We start from the raw sequence: 23,033 nt of genomic DNA on the forward strand, positions 1-23,033 counted from the left end.
GCCTTTTATAGAAAAAAACTAAATATAATTAGAAATTAATTTTCAATGTTGCATTGATACCACTTGAGCTGACATCACTATTATATTGACCTTGGTAAGACAGCCCGAAGGTAGTTGATTTACTTAATTGCGCATCAACACCTAAGCCAACACCAAATAGATTATCTAGTTTGCCACCTCGTAATGTTGCATCACCGGAATTTGATAAGAACAGACGTGATTCAGGACGATTGTCACCAAACAGATGGCTTGCAGAAATATCGCCTTTTAATGCCATATTTATATTGCCAGCCATAAATGGATAACCACCACGTAAACCGATAGTACCGACTTGAATATCTTGTGAATCAGTCTTAGTGGTAAATTTCATATTACCGACATTTTCATTGATATCATCTGTTGATACGCGTAACCAGCTAAATCCTGCGTATGGCTCAATCGAGTATTGATTAGTATTAAATTGAGTATAAGCACCTTCTAAGAAAATTTGAGTAATTTTTGCATCATAACTGGTTGAGTTATAACCTGCATTTTGTCCCACCCAAAGTGTTCTTTTTGCATCTCTATCTTGGTTAGTATGGGTTAAACCATAGTTTAATGAAGCCACATCATACAAATTAGACACACCATAAGCACCAATATGGATATCGTTGCTGTCTATTTTACCGTGTTCATTACCTTTATATTTGGTTGAGCCGGCACCAAAGAAGAGACCCGCTTTCGTATTTTCAGTCACATCAATTTCTGCACCTAATAACCCCGCATAGAAATCAACATCCATATTGCTATGACCATAATCAGCATTACCCCATTGACCAATGCCGGTCATCCAAATACGGGCGTTACTATTATCTAATGTAGCATAGCGGCCTTGACCAATACCCATAGCTTGATCTTTCACTGTACGAGTTAACCCTAAAACATTTACGACACTCGCACTGTTAGCATTTAAATACATATCACTCCCTAATGATCCATAGGTCTTATTCAGATCTCTTTCATTCATAGGAAGTACAGCATTAAATAAATCGCCACTGCCAGTGATATCTAATGAATTAGCAATAGAACGGCCATTTTCATTATTTGCAAAAGTGGCTAAAGAGGTATTTTCTTTCTTACTTAATGTGCCTGTAATGGTGTTATCTTTTACAGAAACATTTTTATCAAATAATGCATAATCACTATTTGAAGCCACGTTGTTATTCGCTAACATTTTTGTTTTGGTGCGATTATCAACTAAATTGTCTGCATTTACAGTGCCTACCGCAACAGTATTGTTCAGATAAATATTTTTTAACTGACCTTCATTATCTGCACCGATATCTAAATTTGCCCCTTTATTTAAGGACATATCGCCGACATTCACATCGTGCCCGACGGTCACTAAATATGTCCCTTTATCATTGATATTAATATTGGCTTTATGACTCTCATTTGATGCTAATTGACCTTGTTGTGTGAAAGTATCGTTATAGCGATCAATAACACTTAATTTACCACCATTCACATTAACCGCTTCTGTACCAAACGATTCTGTAAAGCCATATAAAGTACCTTGTTCGACTGTTGTAGCACCACGATAAGTATTATCGCCAGTCATCACCAACGTACCTTCACCTTTCTTGACTAAAGCGCCATCATATAACCCAGCGTCAATTTTCGCTTGAATAGCATCAGCACGTTTTTGGTAATACGCTTTACGCCATTTTTCAGCATCTTCTTTGCTGACAATGTGTGAAGTTGGATCTGGGTTACCGTCGTTGATAACAAAATCCGTTCCTAGATTGTAATCACCACCCGCCGAAATGCCTTTCTCTTGGTACTCTTTCAGCCATGCTAAATCTTCTTGTTCTCGCAGATCTAACGCAGTTTGTGAAATATCATTTGTCCAAACATCAAGCGGTGTCATGCTTAAGTTATATTCAAACTTACCTAAGAATTGACCAGGGCCATACATTCCTTTATCTAAATCAGGAGTCCCCCAACCATAACGAACATCAGGCGTACCTTCAGCTGCCGTCCAACTATCATATAAAGAGCCATCTGGATTATGGTGATTGGCAGTTGTGAACATCACGTCACGTACTTGCATCGCATTCATTGATTGATAACGCGACATTAAGACGCCCATAGCACCTGTAACATGAGGTGCAGCCATAGATGTACCACTAAAGGTATCCCAACCTGCATTTCCCTCTTCATCAACAACTGACGAATAAATGTAACGACCCGGAGCAACCACCGTCCACCATTTCGCATTCCCTGCTTCATTAAAGATTTTTTCTAATTCATAACCCGACTTGTCTGCATTCTGTTTAAGACCTGCAACTGCAATCCAATGTTTTTCTGCTTCTGGATTAAAGTAAGGATAAAGGGGGCGATAATAAGGCTGGGCAAAATCGCGGTTACCGGTTGTAAAGACTTGCACAACATTCGTGCCTTTTACTGCATCATAAGCGGCATCAACAAAAGAAGGTTTATCACCATAGACTTTTTTGAAATAAAAATATTCGTATTCAGTTTGTGCTGTGGTATCAACCGGTTGTCTTACCACCATCAGGACCTTTCGTCGGAACTGTATTAATAATTCGTGGGTTGGTTCCCCAGCTATTATTAATCACCTGAGCGCCTGCATCGACCATGGCTTTCCAGCCAGTGTAGAAGTAGGTGTAATCTTGGTAAGGACCGTAGTTATTGCTATCTGTTGCCCCCGTATTTCCTAAATAAACATCAGCACCCCATGCAACCCCATGCATGCCATTACCGTCACGGCTTGCGCCTACCGTGCCTGTAATGTGTGTTCCGTGTGTATCATTCACATCTTTGATCCAGCCTCCATCAACATCAAAGTCTTGACTTTTTCATAATGTCCCCCCATTTCTTGGGGGTAACGCATGCCTGTTGAACCGTATTGACCTTTGGCTTTAACGGCATGGAAACGCGCATCATTTAATTCAGGATGTGATAATAATGCACCTGAATCCATCACACCTATTTTGGCACCTTGCCCATGAAAACCAAGTGCATAAGCACTAGAGGCATTCATTGCAGCTAGTCCCCAGTCTTTTTGATATTCTTGGCTCTCCCAACTTTTTGTATCACCTAATTGCCCAGTTTCTAAATATGCCACTGAATATCCAGAAAAAGCAATGCAGATGCAACAAGGGAAAGTTGAAATATATTTTTGTTTATTTTATTCATTTTATGATGATGACTTAAAGCTATTTCTTTGTTCATTCTGTACCTTCAATTATATTAAAATTTAATAACATTAATTAAGGATCAAAAATAAAAGACGCAGAGATTCTCTAGTTTCTAGAAAAATAATTACTTGAAGAACATCCCAAAAATATGACTTAAAACCACCAAAATAGATAAAATGACCACCCAATCACAAATAAATAGAGCAATTAAACAAAATTAGATCGTTTGTTATTATATTAAAAATAACCAAAATTAACCTATTTCAATATTAATCTCATTAATGACAATATTTAAATCAACTTAATAAAGAGAACTTAAATAAACAAACAAAAATATTAAATTAATTAACAATTTTTTTTTGGAAATATTTTCTCTATTTAAACTTTAGTCTAAAAAATATAATTCACATTATTTTTAACATGAAAAAAAACAGTATTTTTATTTGAAAAATACTGTTTTTATTTTAATTTAGTATTACTACTGAATTTTTATTCCGAAGGCGTGACTTCCATTTGTCCTACCATACCTTTATCTGCATTTTCTAATACTTGGCTGTAATATAAGAAAGGGAAATGAGAATAAGAAGGCTGTTTTAATTCCACCAGCAATTCACTTTGATCCTCAATCCAAACAGTATCTTTCCAACCAAAATCGGCGGGGGCAGGTTTCTGACCATTATGATTAATCACTTTAAAACGAGCACCTTCAATATGGAATGGTTGCGGTGTCGGTACTGTTACAAGCCAACGCTCCCAGCCATTTTGCTTACCGACTAAATCAATTCTTGAAAGTTCCCAACGAGCATTATTTATTCCCGGAGGACTGTTATGCAGTTGAATAGTTCTAGGCTGAATAGAGGTAGTGATTTGTGTGTCATCTACCGCTAATTGCGCAGGGACTGCGTCTGTCATTAATGACATTAATCCGGTTGGTTTAATCGTTATTATATTGGTATTACGTAATAAATCTGAAGATTCAAAAATACCACGGAGCCTATCCATAAAGCCGGCACTTTGCCCTGCGGTAATGGTGACGTCACCACCTTCAGACATATCAACCAATATTTCACGTCGCTCCCCTGGAGCCATTGGAATTGATTTCAATTCTACAGGAGATGTTAATAACCCCTGATCAGAAGCGATAAGGTAAAGCGATCGACCATCATTTGCAGTTAATTCATAACGACGAGCATTAGATGCATTCACTAAACGTAAGCGGATCCAACCTCTAGAGACTTCAATATAAGGATCTTCACGTCCATTGACTAACAATGTATCACCATAGAAGCCATCACTAGCAGCCTCTTTGTCGTATTGTGGCGTACCAAAGTTATCAATCCGTTTATCTTGAATGATGATCGGAAAATCATTCACTCCATAATGTTTTGGTAGCGGTAGGGATTTGCTCTCTTCATCTTCCACAATCCACATTCCTACCAATCCATTATAAACATGAGGTGCCATTTTAAACGGCGTATTGGCGTGATACCAACATGTTGTTGCTTTCTGACGAATAGGCAATACCGGCGACCAATAAGCTCCGGGTGACATTAGTCTTGCGGCTCCACCAACTTGAGTGCCCGGAACTAATAAGCCACTTACCGTCATTGATACCGCTTCATTAAGGCGGTTACTATAAATCAGTTTTATATCATCGCCACTTTTGACTTTGATTGTCGGTCCCGGAGTTGAGCCATTGATCCCCCAAACCTGTGCTTTTTGAGTACCATTAAACGCCCAATGCACGTTTTGCAAAGTTAAGAACAGTGGCTGACCACGACGCGATTCCAACAAAGGCGGTATAGGTAATTTTTTATCATTAACTGATTCAGCACGAACAGAAGATATAGAGCCCAGACATACCGCTAAGCCTGTAGCCTGAATAAACTGGCGACGACTAAATGACATACTTTCTCCGCAACAAAATACAAATATTCCTATTGCATAATCAAAATGCTGTGACAGGAAAAAAGCTGCTGTGATTTAAAAACAAAAGGACTTAAATGAAATTACGGGAGCATAATAGCGCGGATGTGACATAAATCCTAAAAATAGTTGATAACCAGCACTCTAAATAATTCAAAATGCAACTGGGCAACTAATGAATGAGTCGCTAGTCACACAGATAAGTATGTGACTAGCGCGAATGAGTGTAGTCAACAACGTTGCATCTTGAAGTATGACGAGTATATGAAGATCAGGCTTATATTCGTACAAACAAAGCAACGAAAAAAGTATTAATTTAACTTACCGGGAAAATCACGTTTATTCATTTCTTCAACTTCTCTATCTAGCTCTTCGATTTTCGCTTTCATAATTTGACGACAATCTTCTGCTAATTCTCGAACTTGATCTTTGGTGTATTTTGAAACGTCAATTGGAGGTAACATTTCAACAATAACGTACCCATTATTCCAACGGTTTAGCTTAATCTTACCCTGTGTTGTTGAAACACAAACAGGAATAATCGGTACACCCGCTTGAATGGCGGCATGGAATGCCCCCGTTTTAAACGGTAATAGCCCACGGCCACGGCTACGTGTTCCTTCTGGGAACATCCAAACAGAAATCTTCTTCGATTTAATTTGATCAGCAACTTGTGAAATGGTGCCATGTGCTTTAGAGCGGTTTGCTCTATCAATTAAAATATTCCCTGTGATCCAATACAATTGACCAAAAAAAGGAATAAAAATTAAGCTTTTTTTACCTACTGTCACGGTATTAGGTTGAACCGCATTTGACATCGTTACCATATCGAAATTATTTTGATGGTTTCCGATATAAATACTTGGACCATAACTTTTTGCTTCTTTTGGAAAGCGCTCAACGAGTTTGATACCAAAAACAGTAGATAACTTGCCGAATAAGCGTCCATAAGTCATTACATGTTTAGGATTTCTTGGTGAAAACATGCAATAAATCATTCCAAACGTCACCACAATAATGGTGTAAAGAATGACAATGATGCCTCGAATAATGGCTAACATAAGTTTTAGCGTCCTAAATAGAAGTGGGTCAACAGACCCACTCAATATCAATTAAGTATTAGATTTAATTTGTTTCAATATCAATATGATCGATAACTTGAGCACCACGAGGTAAAGAGGTTCCTCGACGTCCACGTTTTGCTTTAAAGCTAACTAACTCATTCATCGACATTGTCATCTTACGTTTACCGAAATGCAATGTAACAGAGGCATTCTCAGGTAATACACGTAACCAAGCGACGTTATCTTCACCACTTGCGGCTTGTGACGCCGGAATAGAAACCATCTGATTTCCTTTTCCTTTTACCATAGTTGGTAATTCCGATGCTTCAAAAATCAGCATTCTACCGCCTTTAGTAATGATCATAATGAGATCAGTGAGCTCATTGTTCAAGCGCTGTGGTGGTAATGGTAATGCATTTTCAGGTAAAGTCAGTAATGATTTTCCTGCTTTATTTTTAGAAGTTAAATCATCAACCTGACAGATAAAACCATAACCAGCATCAGATGCCATGACGATCTTATCGGTATTTTCGCCCATAACAACATGACGCAATTGCGCACCTTTCTGAACTTTTAATCGTTCAGTTAGCGCATCACCTTTGCTACGACCAGAAGGCAATGCATCAACATCAACAGTATAACTTTGACCTGTGGTATCAATTAAGTGTACTGGTTGATTACTCATCCCTTCAACAGCATCAAAATAATCATCACCGGATTTAAAACCAACCGATTTAGCATCAATACTATGTCCTTTTTGACAACGAATAAGCCCTTTTTCAGACATAATGACGGTAACTGCTTCAGGATGTAGATGTTTTAACGGAATAGGTTCATCACCCGCATTACCGCTAAAATAGTTGATCTCTTCTGCTTTAAGCACTTCTTGCTGACCATCAACAGTAAAGATTAATGCTTCATCTTTTGGTGCAAACAACATTTGTTCAATCACATCACCTTGCTCTTTCCCTAAAGCAACAAGACGTGTACCACGCCCTTTTTTATTCATTTCATTTAGTTGTTCTGCTGAAATGGCTAAAATACGTGTTTTATCAGTGATGATAATAAACCAGTGTTGCTCATTTTTCTTTTGAGGATCAACTAAGAGCGGTGCTAATAATTCAGTCTCTTCAGAAACAGTTAGTAGACCTTTACCTGTCTTATTCTTCGTTTCCATCTCATCGTAAGAGAGAACCGTGCCATAACCTTCTGTTGTTGCCAGTAAATATTCTTGTCCAGCACTTCCCGCTAACATGTATTTCACGCTAGCTTCTGGTGGGAAAGTTAACTTACCGGTTAATGGTTCGCCTTGGCTACGTCCTGAAGGCATATCATTTGGGCTTAGAGTATAGCTTCGGCCAGTGGAATCAAGGAACAGAACAGGCTGATTACTCATACCTCGTACTGCACTGTGATAACTATCTCCAGCGCGATAACTCATACCGCTAGGATCAATATCATGCCCTTTTGCATTACGTACCCAGCCCATTTCAGAAAGCACAATGGTGACAGGCTCTGATGGCAACATATCTTGTTCATTAACCATTTTCGCCTCTTCTTGAGGGCGAATAGGAGAACGTCTGTCATCACCAAATTCTTTTGCGTCGGCTTCAATTTCTTTTTTCAGTAAAGTATTTAAGCGACGTGGTGAACTTAATAATTTCTCAATACTATCGCGTTCTTTTTCAAGCTCATCACTTTCACCTTTTAGTTTCATCTCTTCAAGTTTGGCTAAATGACGCAAACGTAACTCTAAAATAGCTTCAGCTTGAATATCAGATAACTCAAAGCGGCGCATTAATTCTGCTTTTGGCTCATCTTCATGACGAATGATCTCAATCACTTCATCAATATTGAGATAAGCAATTAATAAACCTTTGAGGATCTCTAAGCGACGTAAAACTTTTTCTAAACGATGATTTAAACGATTTGTGACTGTTTGGCGACGATAAACTAACCATTCGTTTAAAATAGTTAGTAATCCTTTTACTGCTGGGCGGTTATCTAACCCAATCATATTTAGGTTAACGCGATAACTTTTTTCTAAATCGGTATTTACGAACAAGTAGTACATCACTTGCTCTAAATCAACACGATTACTACGAGGAACAATCACAAGTCTGGTTGGATTTTCATGATCGGATTCATCACGCAAATCTTCAACTAAAGGCAGTTTTTTTGCTCGCATCAAGGCTGCAATTTGCTCAAGTACTTTGGCACCAGAAACTTGATGAGGTAATGCAGTGATCACCGCACATCCTTCTTCTTTCTGCCAAACAGCTCGCATTCTGACCGAACCACGACCCGTTTTATAGATTTTTTTGATATCGTCTTGAGCCGTAATAATTTCAGCTTCAGTTGGATAATCAGGGCCTTGAACATATTGCATCACGTCAGATAATCCCGCATCAGGATTATCTAAAAGCATCACTAAAGCTTGTCCTATTTCACGTGCATTATGCGGTGGAATATCCGTTGCCATCCCAACAGCAATCCCCGTTGTGCCATTAAGCACGATATTAGGTAAGCGTGCTGGCAACATTTTCGGCTCTTGCATCGTGCCGTCAAAGTTAGGGATCCAATCTACCGTACCATGTCCTAATTCACTCAATAATGTTTGTGAATATTTGGAAAGGCGTGATTCGGTATAACGCATAGCGGCGAAAGATTTTGGATCATCCGGCGCCCCCCAGTTACCTTGTCCATCAATTAACGGATAACGATAAGAGAACGGCTGAGCCATCAGTACCATTGCTTCATAACATGCACTATCACCATGCGGGTGATATTTACCTAGCACGTCACCAACAGTACGGGCTGATTTTTTAAATTTAGCGGTATTACTTAAACCTAGCTCTGACATCGCATAAACAATACGACGTTGCACAGGTTTTAGCCCATCTCCAATAAAAGGCAATGCACGATCCATAATGACGTACATGGAATAGTTGAGATAGGCATTCTCTGTAAATAAGTGGAGCGGTTGGCGCTCTACACCATCATGAGTCAATTCACTCATTCAATTTTTCCTCAGACTCTTGTGGTATCCATTACACTTCGATGTCAACTTCATCGCCCTTCTCTTGTAACCAATTTCGGCGATCTTCAGAGCGTTTCTTCGCTAACAACATATCCATCATGCCTAGGGTTTCTTGATAATTTTCATCATCAATCACCAATTGCACTAAACGACGCGTATTAGGATCAAGCGTTGTTTCACGCAGTTGAAGCGGGTTCATCTCACCCAAACCTTTAAAGCGCTGTACGTTAGGCTTTCCTTTTTTACGACTTAAACGTTGTAAAATGGCATTTTTTTCTGATTCATCAAGGGCATAATGAACTTCTTTACCTAAGTCGATACGGTAAAGTGGTGGCATCGCCATATAAACGTGCCCTTCCTTAACAAGAGCTGGGAAATGGCGCACAAATAAAGCACACAATAAAGTTGCGATATGTAAACCATCCGAGTCCGCATCCGCAAGAATACAAATTTTACCGTAACGCAGTTGGCTTAAATCATCGCTATCAGGATCCATACCAATTGCAACCGAAATATCATGGACTTCTTGTGACGCTAACACTTCATCTGAAGAGACTTCCCATGTATTTAGGATCTTACCGCGCAAAGGCATAATCGCTTGATATTCACGATCTCGAGCTTGTTTAGCAGAACCTCCTGCAGAGTCCCCTTCGACCAAAAATAGCTCGGTGTAACGTAAATCTTGAGAAGTACAATCAGCCAATTTACCCGGCAATGCTGGCCCTGAAGTGAGTTTCTTTCTCACCACTTTTTTAGCTGCTCGCATACGACGTTGCGCGCTACTAATCGCCATTTCAGCAAGTAATTCACCGACTTGAACGTTTTGATTTAGCCATAAGCTAAAAGCGTTTTTTACCGCATTTGCAACAAATGCACTGGTTTGTCTTGAAGAGAGTCGCTCTTTGGTTTGCCCTGCAAATTGAGGATCTTGCATTTTCACTGATAATACATAAGCGCAACGCTCCCATGTATCATCCGCGGTTAACTTAAGACCTCTTGGTAGCAAATTACGGAATTCACAAAATTCACGCATTGCATCTAACACACCTTGGCGTAAACCATTTACGTGTGTACCACCTTGAACCGTCGGAATTAAGTTAACATAGCTTTCAGTGAGTAGATCACCACCTTCAGGTAGCCATAACATAGACCATTCAACGGCTTCATTATCCCCTTCAAATTTGCCTGTAAACGGCTCTTCAGGAAGGCGAACAAATTCAGCAACAGCTTCACTTAAATAATCGGTTAAACCATCAGCGTAACACCAATTTTCTTGAGTATTGTTTACTTTATCGACAAAAGAAACATTCACGCCCGGGCATAATACCGCTTTAGCTTTTAATACATGAGATAAGCTTTTAGAAGAAAAACGAGGAACATCAAAATAGGCGCCATCAGGCCAAAAATGCACACTCGTTCCTGTATCTCGTTTTGCACAGGTGCCAATCTCATGCAACTCTTCAACTTTATCGCCATTTTCAAAGGCAATTTGGTAAATTTTACCATCACGACGAACAGTTACTTCAATACGCTTTGAGAGGGCGTTAACTACCGAGATCCCCACACCATGCAACCCGCCAGAAAATTGATAGTTTTTATTAGAGAATTTTCCTCCGGCGTGAAGGTGAGCAAGGATTAACTCGATAGCAGAGACCTTAAGTTCTGGGTGAATATCGACAGGCATTCCTCGCCCATTATCGATAACTTCGATAGATTGATCTGCATATAAAATGACATCGACCTTCGATGCGTGTCCCGCAAGCGCCTCGTCCACGCTATTATCTATCACTTCCTGTGCCAAATGGTTCGGTCTTGTTGTATCTGTATACATCCCTGGACGGCGACGTACAGGCTCTAGACCATTAAGAACCTCAATATCCTTTGCGTTATAACTTGATTGAGTCATTGTTTTAATCTGCGGTTCGCTGTTAGAAAATACTGTTTATAATAACAGGTGTTTGCGGCAATATGATATTAATTTTCGGATAGATATATCAACCTATGTTTTACAGGTTAATTAACCGAAAGACTAAATTATCTTTAAAAATTGAATAATTTTCGGAAAAAAACGTTCAAAACCCACAAATGCGTGATTTCCATCCGATTCTACGGTTTGCCTACACGCGCCAAGATATGAGACAGCTTGACGATAATCAAGTATTTCATCTCCAGTTTGTTGAAGCAACCAAATAAGTTCGGGTGATGTAATTACGGGAATACGCAAGGCAAGTAACTCATCCATATGATGAGGTTCTAATCTATACTTTTGATGTGTATAGGGATTTTCGTTTTCACCCAAGAAATTTTGTAAGAGATCAAAAGGACGGATCGCAGGATTAACAACAACAGCAGGTAAATTAAAACGTTGAGATAGCCAGATCGATAAGTAGCCACCTAATGATGAGCCAATTAATCCAAGCTTGTCATCTACGCTCTCTTTAGCTAACGATTCAATTAGCTGAGCAGCTTCTTGAGGGTAAGGTGGCAATTGAGGTACTAACAATTCAATTTCAGGATGTGTTACTTCAAGCCATTGACGAAAAGCCTGTGCCTTTGCTGATTTTGGTGAGCTATTAAAGCCATGTAAATAGAGAATACGAGGCATGACTTAATAGCCATCCGCATCAAGATCAGGACAAAATTCAGTCCCCTCTAAACGGTAAACTTGTGTTTCAATTCTGCCCTTCTCATCAGATAAAAGTGACATTTCCAAATAGCGCCAGCCTGGAGAAACAGTATCTAATGTAAAATTAGTACAATGAGGGCGAAATTGAATGCACGTAGAAGGTGTCGCCAACAAACGAATACCATTCCACATTTCATCCATTTCTTGATGAATGTGACCACAAAGCATCATTTTTACTTGAGAGTGCTCTCTTAAACGCTCAGCCAATTCTTGAGAATTTCTTAAGCTGTGTTGATCTAACCATGTACACCCTGACGGCATAGGATGATGATGCAACAAGATAATCGTATCTCTGTGCTTTTGACTTTCGAGACAGCGTGTTAGCCAATCTAATTGACAATCTGATAATTCACCATGAGGAACGCCTTGAATTTGGCTATCTAATAACAGCATTTGCCAATTATCACCAATCAACACTTGTTTAGCTGACAAAACGCCTGCCTGATTTAAAGCATCAATCATCGCAGGTTGATAGTCATGATTACCTGGCAACCAAACACAAGGTGGTGTTAACGTTGCAATGCCATCCGCAAAATGCTGATAAGCTTCAAAGGTTTGATCTTGAACTAAATCACCTGTTGCTACAATCAAGTCAACATCAAGACCCTGCTCTCTAATCGCATTTAATACCGCATGGTAGCTACGATAAGTATTTATGCCCAGCAAAGTGTCTTCCACATTAGCAAAGAGGTGGGTGTCTGTGATTTGTAATATTCTTACGGTGTTTTTGTGTTTCACCGATAATTCAAGCTGGCTTTCCAAAAGGTTTCCTTGTTTCACTCTCATTAGCCGTTATGTTAACGTATTTTCGTAGTAAAGATCTGCCAACCAATACACATTTCAAAAGATTAGTGAGAAATATTCTCGCTTTCAATCACGTTTTTTTCACTTCTTTTTACAATTTAATTCATTTGATATCGTACACTTAGAGATAGTTACTCTACTTGATAATATTACTAAAAACACCCTTTAAAGATTGATTAATATATTAAATTACCGACCAACGCTTTCTTAACTCAACATGATGAAGTTGTAACCATTGAAGTGCAATGACGGATGCAGCATTGTCAATCACGCCCTCTTCAACCCAACGATAAGCTTGTTCTCTGCTAACAACATGAACACGAATATCTTCATTTTCACACACTAATCCATGAATACCTTTTGCTGTTGTTGCATCAACTTCACCGACATAAACATGCATTCTTTCGCTAGTGCCACCAGGACTAGAAAGATAACTAATAATTGACTCACATCGCCCAACAATAACGCCCGCTTCTTCTTGGGCTTCGCGTCTAACAACGTCTTCTGGGCTTTCGCCTTGTTCAACCATACCCGCAATCACTTCTAGCAACCAAGGTGTCTCACTGGTTTCATACGCAGGAATACGAATTTGCTCAATTAATACCACTTCATCACGTTTAGCATCATAAGCTAACAAAACACCCGCATTGCCTCGCTCAAAGACTTCACGTTTGACTTCTTCACTCCATCCGCCTTCAAAAAGGCGATGTTTGAAGCGGTACTCAGTCATACGGAAAAAGCCTTTATATAAATCTTTTTGATTGAGCAATTTCACGTCTTCACGGCCGTATAAAAATGGTGTATTTTCCCTTTTCTTCATACAATGTTCCTTAAGTTATATTTAAGAGTCTTTTTATTGCTTATGTTTAATACAGATTTAAAGAAATTTGCCAACAATTCATGTAAAGTTAATCTAAAATAAAAGGATATGGCACAAATGGCTACCCCTACTTAGGGAAACAATCTGCTAGAATTATCCCCAATCAAGATTAACAGAGGCAACTCAGCGAAACTGTTGCAACAAGGAATTAAAATGAAAAAACTGCTCTCTCTTTTGGTCACGATGAGTTTGGCAGGATTCAGCACTGCAAGTCAGGCTGAGGATCTGCTTCAAGTTTATCAAAAAGCAAAGGACAGTAACCCTGAGTTACGCAAGTCATTAGCTGAACGAAATCAAGCTTTTGAAAAAATTAATGAAGCTCGTGGCTCATTATTACCCCAATTAGGATTAGGTGCCTCTGCCGATTATAAAAGCGGCTACCGCGATAATAACAACACCGAATCCAATTCTATTGGTGCAAGTTTAACGCTAACTCAAAGTGTGTTTAACATGTCATTATGGCGCCAGTTAAACCTACAAGAAAAAACAGCGGGTATGAGCGATGTGACTTATCAAACAAGTCAGCAAAAGCTGATTTTAGACACCGCGACCGCTTACTTTGATGTTTTACGTGCTATTGATTCATTATCATTTATTGAAGCGCAAAAAGAACAAGTTTACCGTCAGTTAGATCAAACAACTCAACGTTTTAACGTAGGTTTAGTGGCTATTACTGACGTACAAAATGCGCGTGCAAATTATGATAGCGTACTGGCACAAGAAGTGGTTGGCCGTAACCAATTAGATAACGCATTAGAGAAACTACGCCAAGTCAGTGGTATTTATTACATTAATCTGGCATCACTCAATATCAGCCGTTTTTCAACAACATCACCAGACTCTATTGAGAAACTGTTAAAAGATGCTGAAGAACGTAACTTAAGTTTATTAAGTGCACGTTTAGGCCAAGATTTAGCGCGCGAAAATATTCGTTTAGCGCAATCTGGTCACTTACCAACCGTAGATTTAAATGCATCAACTGGCGTATCCAATAGCCATAGTCACGGTAGCGCATTACCTCCTGTAACGCCTAACACTAGTCGCAATAGTTACAGTGGTCAAAATAGTATTGGTCTGTCTGTTAGTATTCCTCTGTATACAGGTGGCAGAACAAGCTCACAAGTTGAACAAGCACAATATGGTTTTACGAGTGCAAGCGAACAATTAGAATCGGTTTATCGTTCTATTGTCCAAATCGCACGTTCTTCTTATAACAATATTTCTGCATCAATCAGTAGCATCAAAGCGTATCAACAAGTTGTTGTTTCTGCACAAAGTTCATTAGATGCAACTGAAGCGGGTTATCAAGTGGGTACTCGTACTATTGTTGATGTGTTAAATGCCACAACAACACTTTATGATGCAAAACAAAAATTATCCAACGCACGTTATGACTATTTAATTAACCAACTAAATATTGAATATGCACGTGGCACATTAAATGAAAATGACTTAATTCAGTTAAATAATACACTGGGTGCAGAAGTTTCTACTTCACCAGATAGCATTATTCGCTCGTTAACAAGCCCTGCTCTTAACGTTGCACCGTGATCATGAATTAAGAATTTAGCCACTTATAAAAAACCGCTTTCAGCAATAAACTGATAAGCGGTTTTTTTATGTTTATTCTTAACATTAAAATATCATGTTATGGCCTAAATTAAGATCTCAACAATATCTATATTCTTGTATTAACAAATAGCTTAATCACAATTAGGTTAAAAAGAGAAGATTCACCTAATTTCATTATTCTTAACCTTATAAAGATCACAAATTTCTGGTTATCCCTGATGATTAGGCGTTTCTTATTTATTTTCTAGACTATTTAACCTATCCTAGCTTTTATTTTGAACGTGTTACCTTTTATGGATCTTACCAATATGCCAATGAAACGTACCAAATCGATTAATCGAGATGCTTTCCGTAAAGCATTCCGTCCTTATCGTCTGGCGCCTGTTGCAATCGCCATCACTGCTGTATTCGCGCTTTCAGGATGTGAAGAGAGCGATGAGACAGTTTCACTGTATATGAATGCACAAGAATGTGCTCAAGCGAATCCTTCACAAGCAGCACAGTGTGAAGACTCTTATCGTACTGCATTACAAGAGGCACAACGTACAGCACCTAAATACGCAACATTAGAAGACTGTGTAGCTGAATTCGGTGATGCTCAATGTACACAAACAGCGTCGATTGATGGGCAAGCTGTGAGTACTGAAAATGCCAATAATTTAAACCCAGACAGCTCACAAATGGCCCAAGCTAACTCCGGTGGTAGCTTCTTTATGCCATTAATGGCGGGTTATATGATGGGTCGCTTAATGGGGGGTGGCGCACCAGCACAACCACTGTTTAGTTCGCGTAATCCAACAAGCCCTGCAAACGGGAAATTTGTGGATGCGACAGGCCGTAACTATGGTCCTGCGGTTGGTGGGCGTCAAATGAACGTACCAAAAACAGCCATGACACCAAAACCATCAACAACCTCAACAATAACACGTGGTGGCTTTGGTAATACGGTTTCAAGACAAGCTGCAGCTCAACGTGCCAATGCTACGAATAATAACCGTAGTTCAACCGGTTCATCTTCTTATCGTTCAGGTGGTTAATTAAAACCATGAAACGCGAAAATATCATTGAACGCCCGGATTGGCGTGAAAAAGCAACTGAATTTGGCTTTAACTTTCATACAATGTATGGCGAGCCTTATTGGTCTGAAGATGCTTATTATCAATTCTCAATGGAAGAGGTTGAAACGTTAGAAGAAACAACAGAAGAGCTGCATCAGATGTGTTTACAAGTCGCTGATAAAGTGGCTAATAGCGAAGAGTTGCTGACTCGTTTTCAAATCCCTCGTCACTGTTGGGATTTTGTACGTGATTCATGGAAATCGTCTCAACCTTCGCTCTATTCACGTCTTGATTTAGCGTATGACGGTAAAAGTCCGGCAAAACTGTTAGAAAATAATGCAGACACACCAACTTCATTGTATGAATCTGCTTTTTTTCAATGGATCTGGCTTGAAGATCAAGTCAATGCAGGTCGTTTACCGCAAAATGCCGATCAATTTAATAGCATACAAGAAAAGTTGATTGATCGTTTTGCAGAGCTTCGTGATCAATACGGAATGCGTTATCTGCATATGTCTTGTTGCCAAGATACGCAAGAAGATCGTGGTACCGTTCAATACTTACAAGATTGTGCTGAAGAAGCAGAAGTCACAACTGACTTTGTCTTTATTGAAGATCTCGGTTTAGGTGAACGTGGTGAATTAACTGATCTGCAAGATCAGATAATCAGCAACATGTTTAAGCTTTACCCTTGGGAATTTATGTTCCGCGAAGACTTCTCAACTAAACTGGCTGATGCGGGTATTCGTTGGTTAGAGCCTTCTTGGAAGAGCATTATCTCAAATAAAGCATTATTACCAATGCTTTGGGAAATGTTCCCTAATCATCCCAATCTGCTACCTGCTTATTTTTATGAGGGTAAAGCGCCTGATTCATTATCACGTTATGTTATCAAGCCACTGTTTTCACGTGAAGGTGCAAATATTCGCATTGTTGAAAACGGCAAAGATATTGCTGTCGCAGATGGTCCTTACGGTGAAGAAGGCTTTATTGTTCAGGATTTCCACCCACTGCCAAAATTTGGCGATAGCTATACATTAATTGGTAGCTGGCTGGTTAACGACCAATCTGCAGGTATTTGCATCAGAGAAGATAGAGAGCTTATCACGCAAGATCTTTCACGCTTCTATCCACATATTATTTTAGATTAATAGAAATCTTAAAATTATATTGAGCACCTTATTGCTGATAAGCAGTAAGGTGTTTTTTATTCAAAATAGGTTTCGTTATTAGTAAAAAAGGCTAAATCCCATAAAATGAATTTAGCCTTTTACTTATATCAATAGGTTTTATTGGATGGTTTTATCCAATTTGAAACGTCATCATACTTAATGATTTATTCACAATATCATTATTCAACACTGTTACCTTTTCACCCGCTTGTTTTAAACCTAATAGATACAAAGCAGGCAAAAAATGATCGGGAGTAGGATGTGACAATCGCCCTTCTTCTGTTGATAAAATCGTAAATAACGCTTCTGGTACCTTATCGCTTTGTAAACTATTTTCGACTGCCTCATTAAAAGCCAATGCCCAAGGATAAGGCGTTGCGTCGCTGTTTTGCCAATCCATCATTCTTAAATTATGAACGATATTACCGCTACCAATAATTAAGACACCTTCTTTACGCAATTCAACCAGCTTTTGCCCTAATTCATAATGCCATTGTGCCGATTGACGTGCATCAATGCTTAATTGAACAACTGGAATATTTGCGTTGGGATACATTTTTTCAAGTATTCCCCAACTTCCATGATCTAATCCCCATTGATCCATATCGAGTTTTAATTTAATCGGATCAATCAGATCTTCAATTAGTGCGGCTAAACCTATCGAGCCTCGCGCTGGATACTCTATTGCATACAATTCTGGTGGAAATCCATAAAAATCATGAATTGTCTTTGGTTGCGACATTGCCGTTACATACGTTCCATCAGTATACCAATGGGCTGAAATCACTAAAATCGCTTTAGGTTGAGGAAGCGTTTCCCCTAATTCTGACCAGAGGCGAGTATATGTATTATCTTCTAATACATTCATTGGACTACCATGCCCAATAAACAGTGCTGGCATCATTTTTGTTTCCATAACCACCTCTATGGCAAGTGTTCTTATCGTATAAGCATACTGCCTTATTACTTGAAATATAGTCAAAGAAGTATGAAATAGTTATTCAAAAAATATGAAAAAAGCCACCTAAGTTTCCTTAAGTGGCTTAAATAAGTGTGTGTGTGTGTTTTCAGTGTCGGTTATAACATGTTAATTTCAGCCAGCTTTTTTCTCCTTACGAAGACGATAAGCCACTAAATCTTCAATAGTTAACACTGGCATATTGTGCTTTTTAGCAAAAGTAATCACTTCTGGTGCTCTTGCCATTGTGCCATCGTCATTGGTTAATTCACATAACACTGCAACAGGTTTAAAACCAGCTAAAGTTGCTAAATCAATTGATGCTTCTGTGTGTCCGCCACGCGTTAATACACCACCAGGTTGAGCACGTAATGGGAATACATGACCTGGGCGATTTAAATCACTTGGTTTTGCATTGTCAGCGGCGGCTGCACGTACTGTGGTTAAACGATCAGATGCTGAAACACCTGTTGTTACACCTTGTGCTGCTTCAATCGTTACTGTAAATGCCGTATGAAAATGACTGGTGTTATTCTCCACCATCATAGGCAAATCAAGTTGTTGACGACGTTCTTCTGTAATGCATAAACAAACAATACCACTACCATGACGAATAGACATCGCCATTTGTTCTGTAGTCATTGTTTCTGCGGCGAAAACCATATCGCCTTCATTTTCGCGATTCTCGTCGTCGAGCACCATCACGCCTTTACCCGCACGAAGGGCTTCTAGAGCAAGTTCAACACGCTCAAATGGATTACCGAATTCGGAAAGTAGCGTCTGATTCATGGTAAAAAAACCTCAATAATTAATGAAAGTTACCAGAATCAGGGCAGTCTTAGGAGTGGATCTCTGCTTAATAAAAACACAAGCAGAAACAACAGGAATAGATACAATGATCCTACTGATGCTATTTTATTCTCTCCCATCCAGACTTTAACTGTCGGCTCCAGAATTACACTGGATCTGCTGACCTTTGCATTACAATAACAACACAAAGCGCTCGCGGGCTTTACCTATGTATTCAGGTATCTACCGCCGGTGGGGACTTTCACCCCGCCCTGAGATTAACGGTGAAACTATACGCTTTAAAATTATAAGAGGCAATCATCAATCGGCGACAATCTTTGTTTCATCACATAATCATTTTATGACATACGGTTATTTAACGATTTATAATAAAAAGTAACAATAATATTGATATCTAGTTTTATTCCCTCTGTCCTCATATTACACTTAACCTCAGCTTTCTATTTTATTTGTGAGGATTTCCCATGTTGGACCCGAAAAAACTTGAACAAGTCGCGCGCCAAATCCAAAACGTACTGCCACAAGGCGTTAAAGATTTTGGTGATGATATTGATAAAAAAATCCGCACTGTTCTGCAATCTCAATTAAACAAATTGGATTTAGTCAATCGCGAAGAGTTTGATGTACAAACTCAAGTCTTATTACGCACTCGTGAAAAACTTAATCGTTTAGAACAACGTTTAAATGAGCTAGAAGCGAGTCTGCAGGCAAAACCTCAAGCTGAAGTTGCCCAAGTTGAAGAGGTTGAAATTGTGGTAGAAACTCCAGCAGAAAATAAAGCTTAGTCAATGACTTTATTGCTTATTTAAGCCATAAAGCAAAAACCCTGTATCTCACAAAGACACAGGGTTATTTTTTATCTACTAAATATCGTTATTAACAACTATTTTAATTCTGGCCAATAGTCTTTATTCGCTTCAATTAAATCATCTAAAATTGCTTTTGCAACAGTCGCACTAGGTACTGTTTTAGACATTGTAATCGCCTGCCAAAGTTTCAAATAAGATTTTTCAATCCATGCTTCTACTACTAATTTTTCAACTGCAACTTGTTGGCTCATCATCCCTTTTTGGAATAATGGAATTTTACCCATGACTAAAGGCTCTGGCCCATGGCTTCCGACAATACAAGGGATCTCCACCATTGCTTCAGGATCAAAATTAATAATTGAACCGTTATTAGGAACGATCAGCAACATTCTTTCTTGAGTATTAAACGCGATAGCCGTTGCAAGATCGACAATGTAAGAGGCATGTTCATCTATTTCAAGATGACCTGCTGATGATTTACCAGCGGCTGTAATGGCTCGACAAGCACTAAATACATTCTTTTCTCTGTGCTCCATCACTTCATTCGCACGAGTATGATGAGGATCAGAATGCGCAACGACATAATCTGGGAATAGATAATACTTCAAGTAAGTGTTTGGCATCGTTGATGGATCTAACGCCCACACATCTTTTGCTTTACCGAATGTATCATTCCAACTAGCTTCAACCGGCTCACCCGCCACTTTTGGAATATATCCATGTTCGGCAACATGTTTACGAATAACCGGCAGTAAATCATTACCTTGCAAATCTTCGACCTGAGTCCACCAACCAAAGTGATTTAAACCGTAGTAACGGACTCGCATCTCTTTGCGTGATTTTAATCCTGCAATTTGTGCCATACGTGATTCAATGCCAATTGGCATATCACAAATATTTAAGATCTTCGCATTAGGTTTTAAACGGCGAGTAGCTTCAGCGACAATTGCTGCTGGGTTAGAATAATTTAGCATCCATGCATTTGGTGAATATTTTTCCATATATTCAACCAATTCTAATACTCCACCAATAGAGCGCATACCATAAGCGATACCACCAGGCCCACAGGTTTCTTGTCCTAATACGCCATGGCGTAAAGGAATTTTTTCATCTTTTTCACGCATTGGATATTTACCAACACGAATATGAGCCATAACAAAATCAACATCCGTGAAAGCAGTTTTAGGATCTGTGGTATAGCAAAATTCAATTTCAGGTGCTTTTTCAGTAAGAATTATTTCACAAGCTTTAGCAATGGTTTCTTGCCGCTCGGCATCATTGTCATAAAATTTGATGGCTCTTAATGGAAAACGTTTTAAATTTTCCAGTAGCATCAAAATAATACCGGGTGTAAATGTACTACCGCCACCTGCAATTACGACTGAGAACTTCTTCATTATATAGCCTCCGACAAGGTGATATTTTGTGTATCTTCTTTCATAAGTTGTTCAATTTTGTCTCTCACTTGAGAAACGTGTAGCCCGATAATGATTTGTAATGCATGACCTTTACGCACCACACCATGTACACCGAGCCCTTTAAAATAGGCATCCGTTTCAACTATCTCGTTATCTATCACTTCAATACGTAAACGTGTTGCACAGTTATTTAAAGATTTGATATTTTTACTTCCCCCTAGGCCTTCAAGAATGCCTTTAGGAAGGGCGAGTTTGCGGTCTTCTTTTTCTGTTTTTGAACTATCTGAAGTTTGTGACTTTTTATTTTTATAATCTTGTTTGCTATAAAGCTTGATCTCTTCATCATCTTCTTCACGACCTGGTGTTTTTAAATTAAGTTTGATAATTAATGTTCTAAACACCACAAACCAAATCATTGTAAAAATAAGGCCTATGACTATTTGTGTAATAATCATCCCGTAATGGTTATGGAACATTGGGATCCAATTCATAGGTAGAAAATTATCGATGATCCCCCCACCCATATTTCCGACAACGCCAAAGTGATAAAGCGTTGTCGCTAATGTGGCGGCTAACACGGCATGAATGGCAAACAATAACGGAGAGATAAATAAGAATGTAAACTCTAACGGTTCTGTTATTCCCACAAATACCGCGGTCAATGCAGAGGGTATAAGTAAACCTGCAATTTTGGCTCTATTTTTAGGTGCAGCAGTAAAATAAAGAGCAAGTGCTATACCAATAGAACCAAAGACTTTGCTGTTGCCATGTAAAGCAAAGCCACCTTCAGGAAATAACTCTTTTAAAGATTGGGTGCTTTGACTGAAATATTGCATATTTTGAGCCCAATCAACTTGAATACCATGTTCAGTGACAGCAGGACCAAAAATAAAAGGACCATAAATAAAGTGATGTAAGCCAGTAGGAATTAAAATACGTTCAAGAAAGGTATATATCCAAACACCTAAAGAGCCAGATTCAACCATAAATACTTGCAAAGATTGAATACCAATTTGCACTTTAGGCCAGAAAAATAATGTTATCCACGATAAAGGTAACATCACAAAAAAACTAATTAATACAACATAAGATGTTCCTTGAAATATACCTAAAAAGACAGGAAGTTGTTTATCGAAATAACGATTATGAATACCGGTAACTATACCCGCAATAATAATTGCCCCAATAATACTGGTATCTAATGTTTTAATTCCAGCTATCATTGTTAAGCCACTATTTCCGCCAATTTCATTTGTAAAATCTACGCCGAAATAACTGCCCCAAACTATTCCCATTGCATTAATAAAATAATTCCAAGTGAGAAAACTTACCATTACAGCAAGACAAGCTCTTGCTTGTGCAGTTTTAGCTAAACCGATTGGTAAGCCAATTGCAAAAATAAGAGGCATATTACGAAAAACAGTCCATCCCCCTTCTTCAATAATATGAACAATTTGGGAAAATAAACTATCGGGTCTTAATAAATCTTCACTAATAAATAATGGATTCTGTAATAGAATTGCAATGCCTACAATAATACCTGCAAATGGAAATAGCAGGACAGGAGTAAACATGGCTCCACCAAATCGTTGTATTTGACTGAGCATAAAAATATCCTCTTATTTACTGCTAC

Annotated in this window: 15 protein-coding genes, 1 pseudogene and 1 riboswitch; of the genes and pseudogenes, 4 read left to right on the plus strand and 12 right to left on the minus strand. The window is 38.8% G+C overall.

The window, feature by feature from the left end; all coding sequences use genetic code 11:
• Positions 1 to 28: 28 nt before the first annotated feature.
• From pta to nudF, 8 genes and pseudogenes are all read right to left on the minus strand, one after another.
• A pseudogene (pta, locus tag DK861_RS09855) lies at positions 29 to 3,237 on the minus strand (autotransporter Pta).
• Positions 3,238 to 3,692: 455 nt separating this feature from the next.
• A complete protein-coding gene (gene ftsP, locus DK861_RS09860; RefSeq protein WP_109399974.1) occupies positions 3,693 to 5,111 on the minus strand; it encodes a cell division protein FtsP in 1,419 nt (472 codons plus the stop codon).
• 329 nt (positions 5,112 to 5,440) lie between these two features.
• Complete coding sequence (locus DK861_RS09865; RefSeq protein WP_072064298.1) at positions 5,441 to 6,190, minus strand: 1-acylglycerol-3-phosphate O-acyltransferase; 750 nt, start codon at positions 6,188 to 6,190, stop codon at positions 5,441 to 5,443.
• A gap of 64 nt (positions 6,191 to 6,254) precedes the next feature.
• Positions 6,255 to 9,212 (minus strand): DNA topoisomerase IV subunit A, encoded by a 2,958-nt coding sequence (gene parC / locus DK861_RS09870; RefSeq protein WP_109399975.1) that lies wholly within the window; start codon positions 9,210 to 9,212, stop codon positions 6,255 to 6,257.
• Positions 9,213 to 9,243: 31 nt separating this feature from the next.
• Positions 9,244 to 11,139: a DNA topoisomerase IV subunit B gene (parE, locus tag DK861_RS09875; protein ID WP_072064300.1), complete on the minus strand. Its 1,896-nt coding sequence runs from the start codon at positions 11,137 to 11,139 to the stop codon at positions 9,244 to 9,246.
• Between the two features lie 123 nt (positions 11,140 to 11,262).
• Positions 11,263 to 11,838 (minus strand): esterase YqiA, encoded by a 576-nt coding sequence (yqiA, locus tag DK861_RS09880; RefSeq protein WP_109399976.1) that lies wholly within the window; start codon positions 11,836 to 11,838, stop codon positions 11,263 to 11,265.
• A gap of 3 nt (positions 11,839 to 11,841) precedes the next feature.
• Positions 11,842 to 12,681, minus strand: a complete 840-nt coding sequence (gene cpdA / locus DK861_RS09885) for a 3',5'-cyclic-AMP phosphodiesterase (RefSeq protein ID WP_109399977.1) — start codon at positions 12,679 to 12,681, stop codon at positions 11,842 to 11,844.
• A 226-nt stretch (positions 12,682 to 12,907) separates the two neighbouring features.
• Positions 12,908 to 13,543: an ADP-ribose diphosphatase gene (gene nudF, locus DK861_RS09890; protein WP_109399978.1), complete on the minus strand. Its 636-nt coding sequence runs from the start codon at positions 13,541 to 13,543 to the stop codon at positions 12,908 to 12,910.
• A gap of 213 nt (positions 13,544 to 13,756) precedes the next feature.
• Here nudF and tolC point away from each other — a divergent pair, with 213 nt between their 5' ends.
• The 3 genes from tolC (at position 13,757) to DK861_RS09905 (ending at position 17,384) form a co-directional block, all read left to right on the plus strand.
• Complete coding sequence (tolC, locus tag DK861_RS09895) at positions 13,757 to 15,154, plus strand: outer membrane channel protein TolC (RefSeq protein WP_109399979.1); 1,398 nt, start codon at positions 13,757 to 13,759, stop codon at positions 15,152 to 15,154.
• A 329-nt stretch (positions 15,155 to 15,483) separates the two neighbouring features.
• Entirely contained in the window at positions 15,484 to 16,212 is a 729-nt protein-coding gene (locus DK861_RS09900) for a DUF1190 family protein (protein ID WP_109399980.1), read from the plus strand.
• 8 nt (positions 16,213 to 16,220) lie between these two features.
• On the plus strand, positions 16,221 to 17,384 hold the full coding sequence (locus DK861_RS09905) for a glutathionylspermidine synthase family protein (protein ID WP_072064306.1): 1,164 nt from the start codon (positions 16,221 to 16,223) through the stop codon (positions 17,382 to 17,384).
• A 151-nt stretch (positions 17,385 to 17,535) separates the two neighbouring features.
• Here DK861_RS09905 and ygiD read toward each other — a convergent pair whose 3' ends face one another.
• Positions 17,536 to 18,321, minus strand: a complete 786-nt coding sequence (gene ygiD, locus DK861_RS09910; RefSeq protein WP_072064307.1) for a 4,5-DOPA dioxygenase extradiol — start codon at positions 18,319 to 18,321, stop codon at positions 17,536 to 17,538.
• Positions 18,322 to 18,498: 177 nt separating this feature from the next.
• On the minus strand, positions 18,499 to 19,152 hold the full coding sequence (ribB, locus tag DK861_RS09915) for a 3,4-dihydroxy-2-butanone-4-phosphate synthase (protein ID WP_006536009.1): 654 nt from the start codon (positions 19,150 to 19,152) through the stop codon (positions 18,499 to 18,501).
• A 124-nt stretch (positions 19,153 to 19,276) separates the two neighbouring features.
• Positions 19,277 to 19,436, minus strand: a riboswitch (FMN riboswitch).
• 201 nt (positions 19,437 to 19,637) lie between these two features.
• Here ribB and DK861_RS09920 point away from each other — a divergent pair.
• On the plus strand, positions 19,638 to 19,958 hold the full coding sequence (locus DK861_RS09920) for an accessory factor UbiK family protein (RefSeq protein WP_072064308.1): 321 nt from the start codon (positions 19,638 to 19,640) through the stop codon (positions 19,956 to 19,958).
• A gap of 98 nt (positions 19,959 to 20,056) precedes the next feature.
• On the opposite strand, the gene DK861_RS09925 is transcribed toward DK861_RS09920, so the two are convergent.
• Together DK861_RS09925 and DK861_RS09930 are read right to left on the minus strand one after the other, a co-directional pair.
• Positions 20,057 to 21,379, minus strand: coding sequence for a 6-phospho-alpha-glucosidase (locus tag DK861_RS09925; protein WP_072064309.1), 1,323 nt, complete (start codon positions 21,377 to 21,379; stop codon positions 20,057 to 20,059).
• Positions 21,379 to 23,007 (minus strand): alpha-glucoside-specific PTS transporter subunit IIBC, encoded by a 1,629-nt coding sequence (locus DK861_RS09930; protein ID WP_109399981.1) that lies wholly within the window; start codon positions 23,005 to 23,007, stop codon positions 21,379 to 21,381. The genes DK861_RS09925 and DK861_RS09930 overlap by 1 nt, the downstream gene beginning before the upstream one ends.
• Positions 23,008 to 23,033: the final 26 nt, after the last annotated feature.

The sequence above is a fragment of the Proteus sp. TJ1640 genome (assembly GCF_003144445.1).
Classification (GTDB): Bacteria; Pseudomonadota; Gammaproteobacteria; order Enterobacterales; family Enterobacteriaceae; genus Proteus; species Proteus penneri.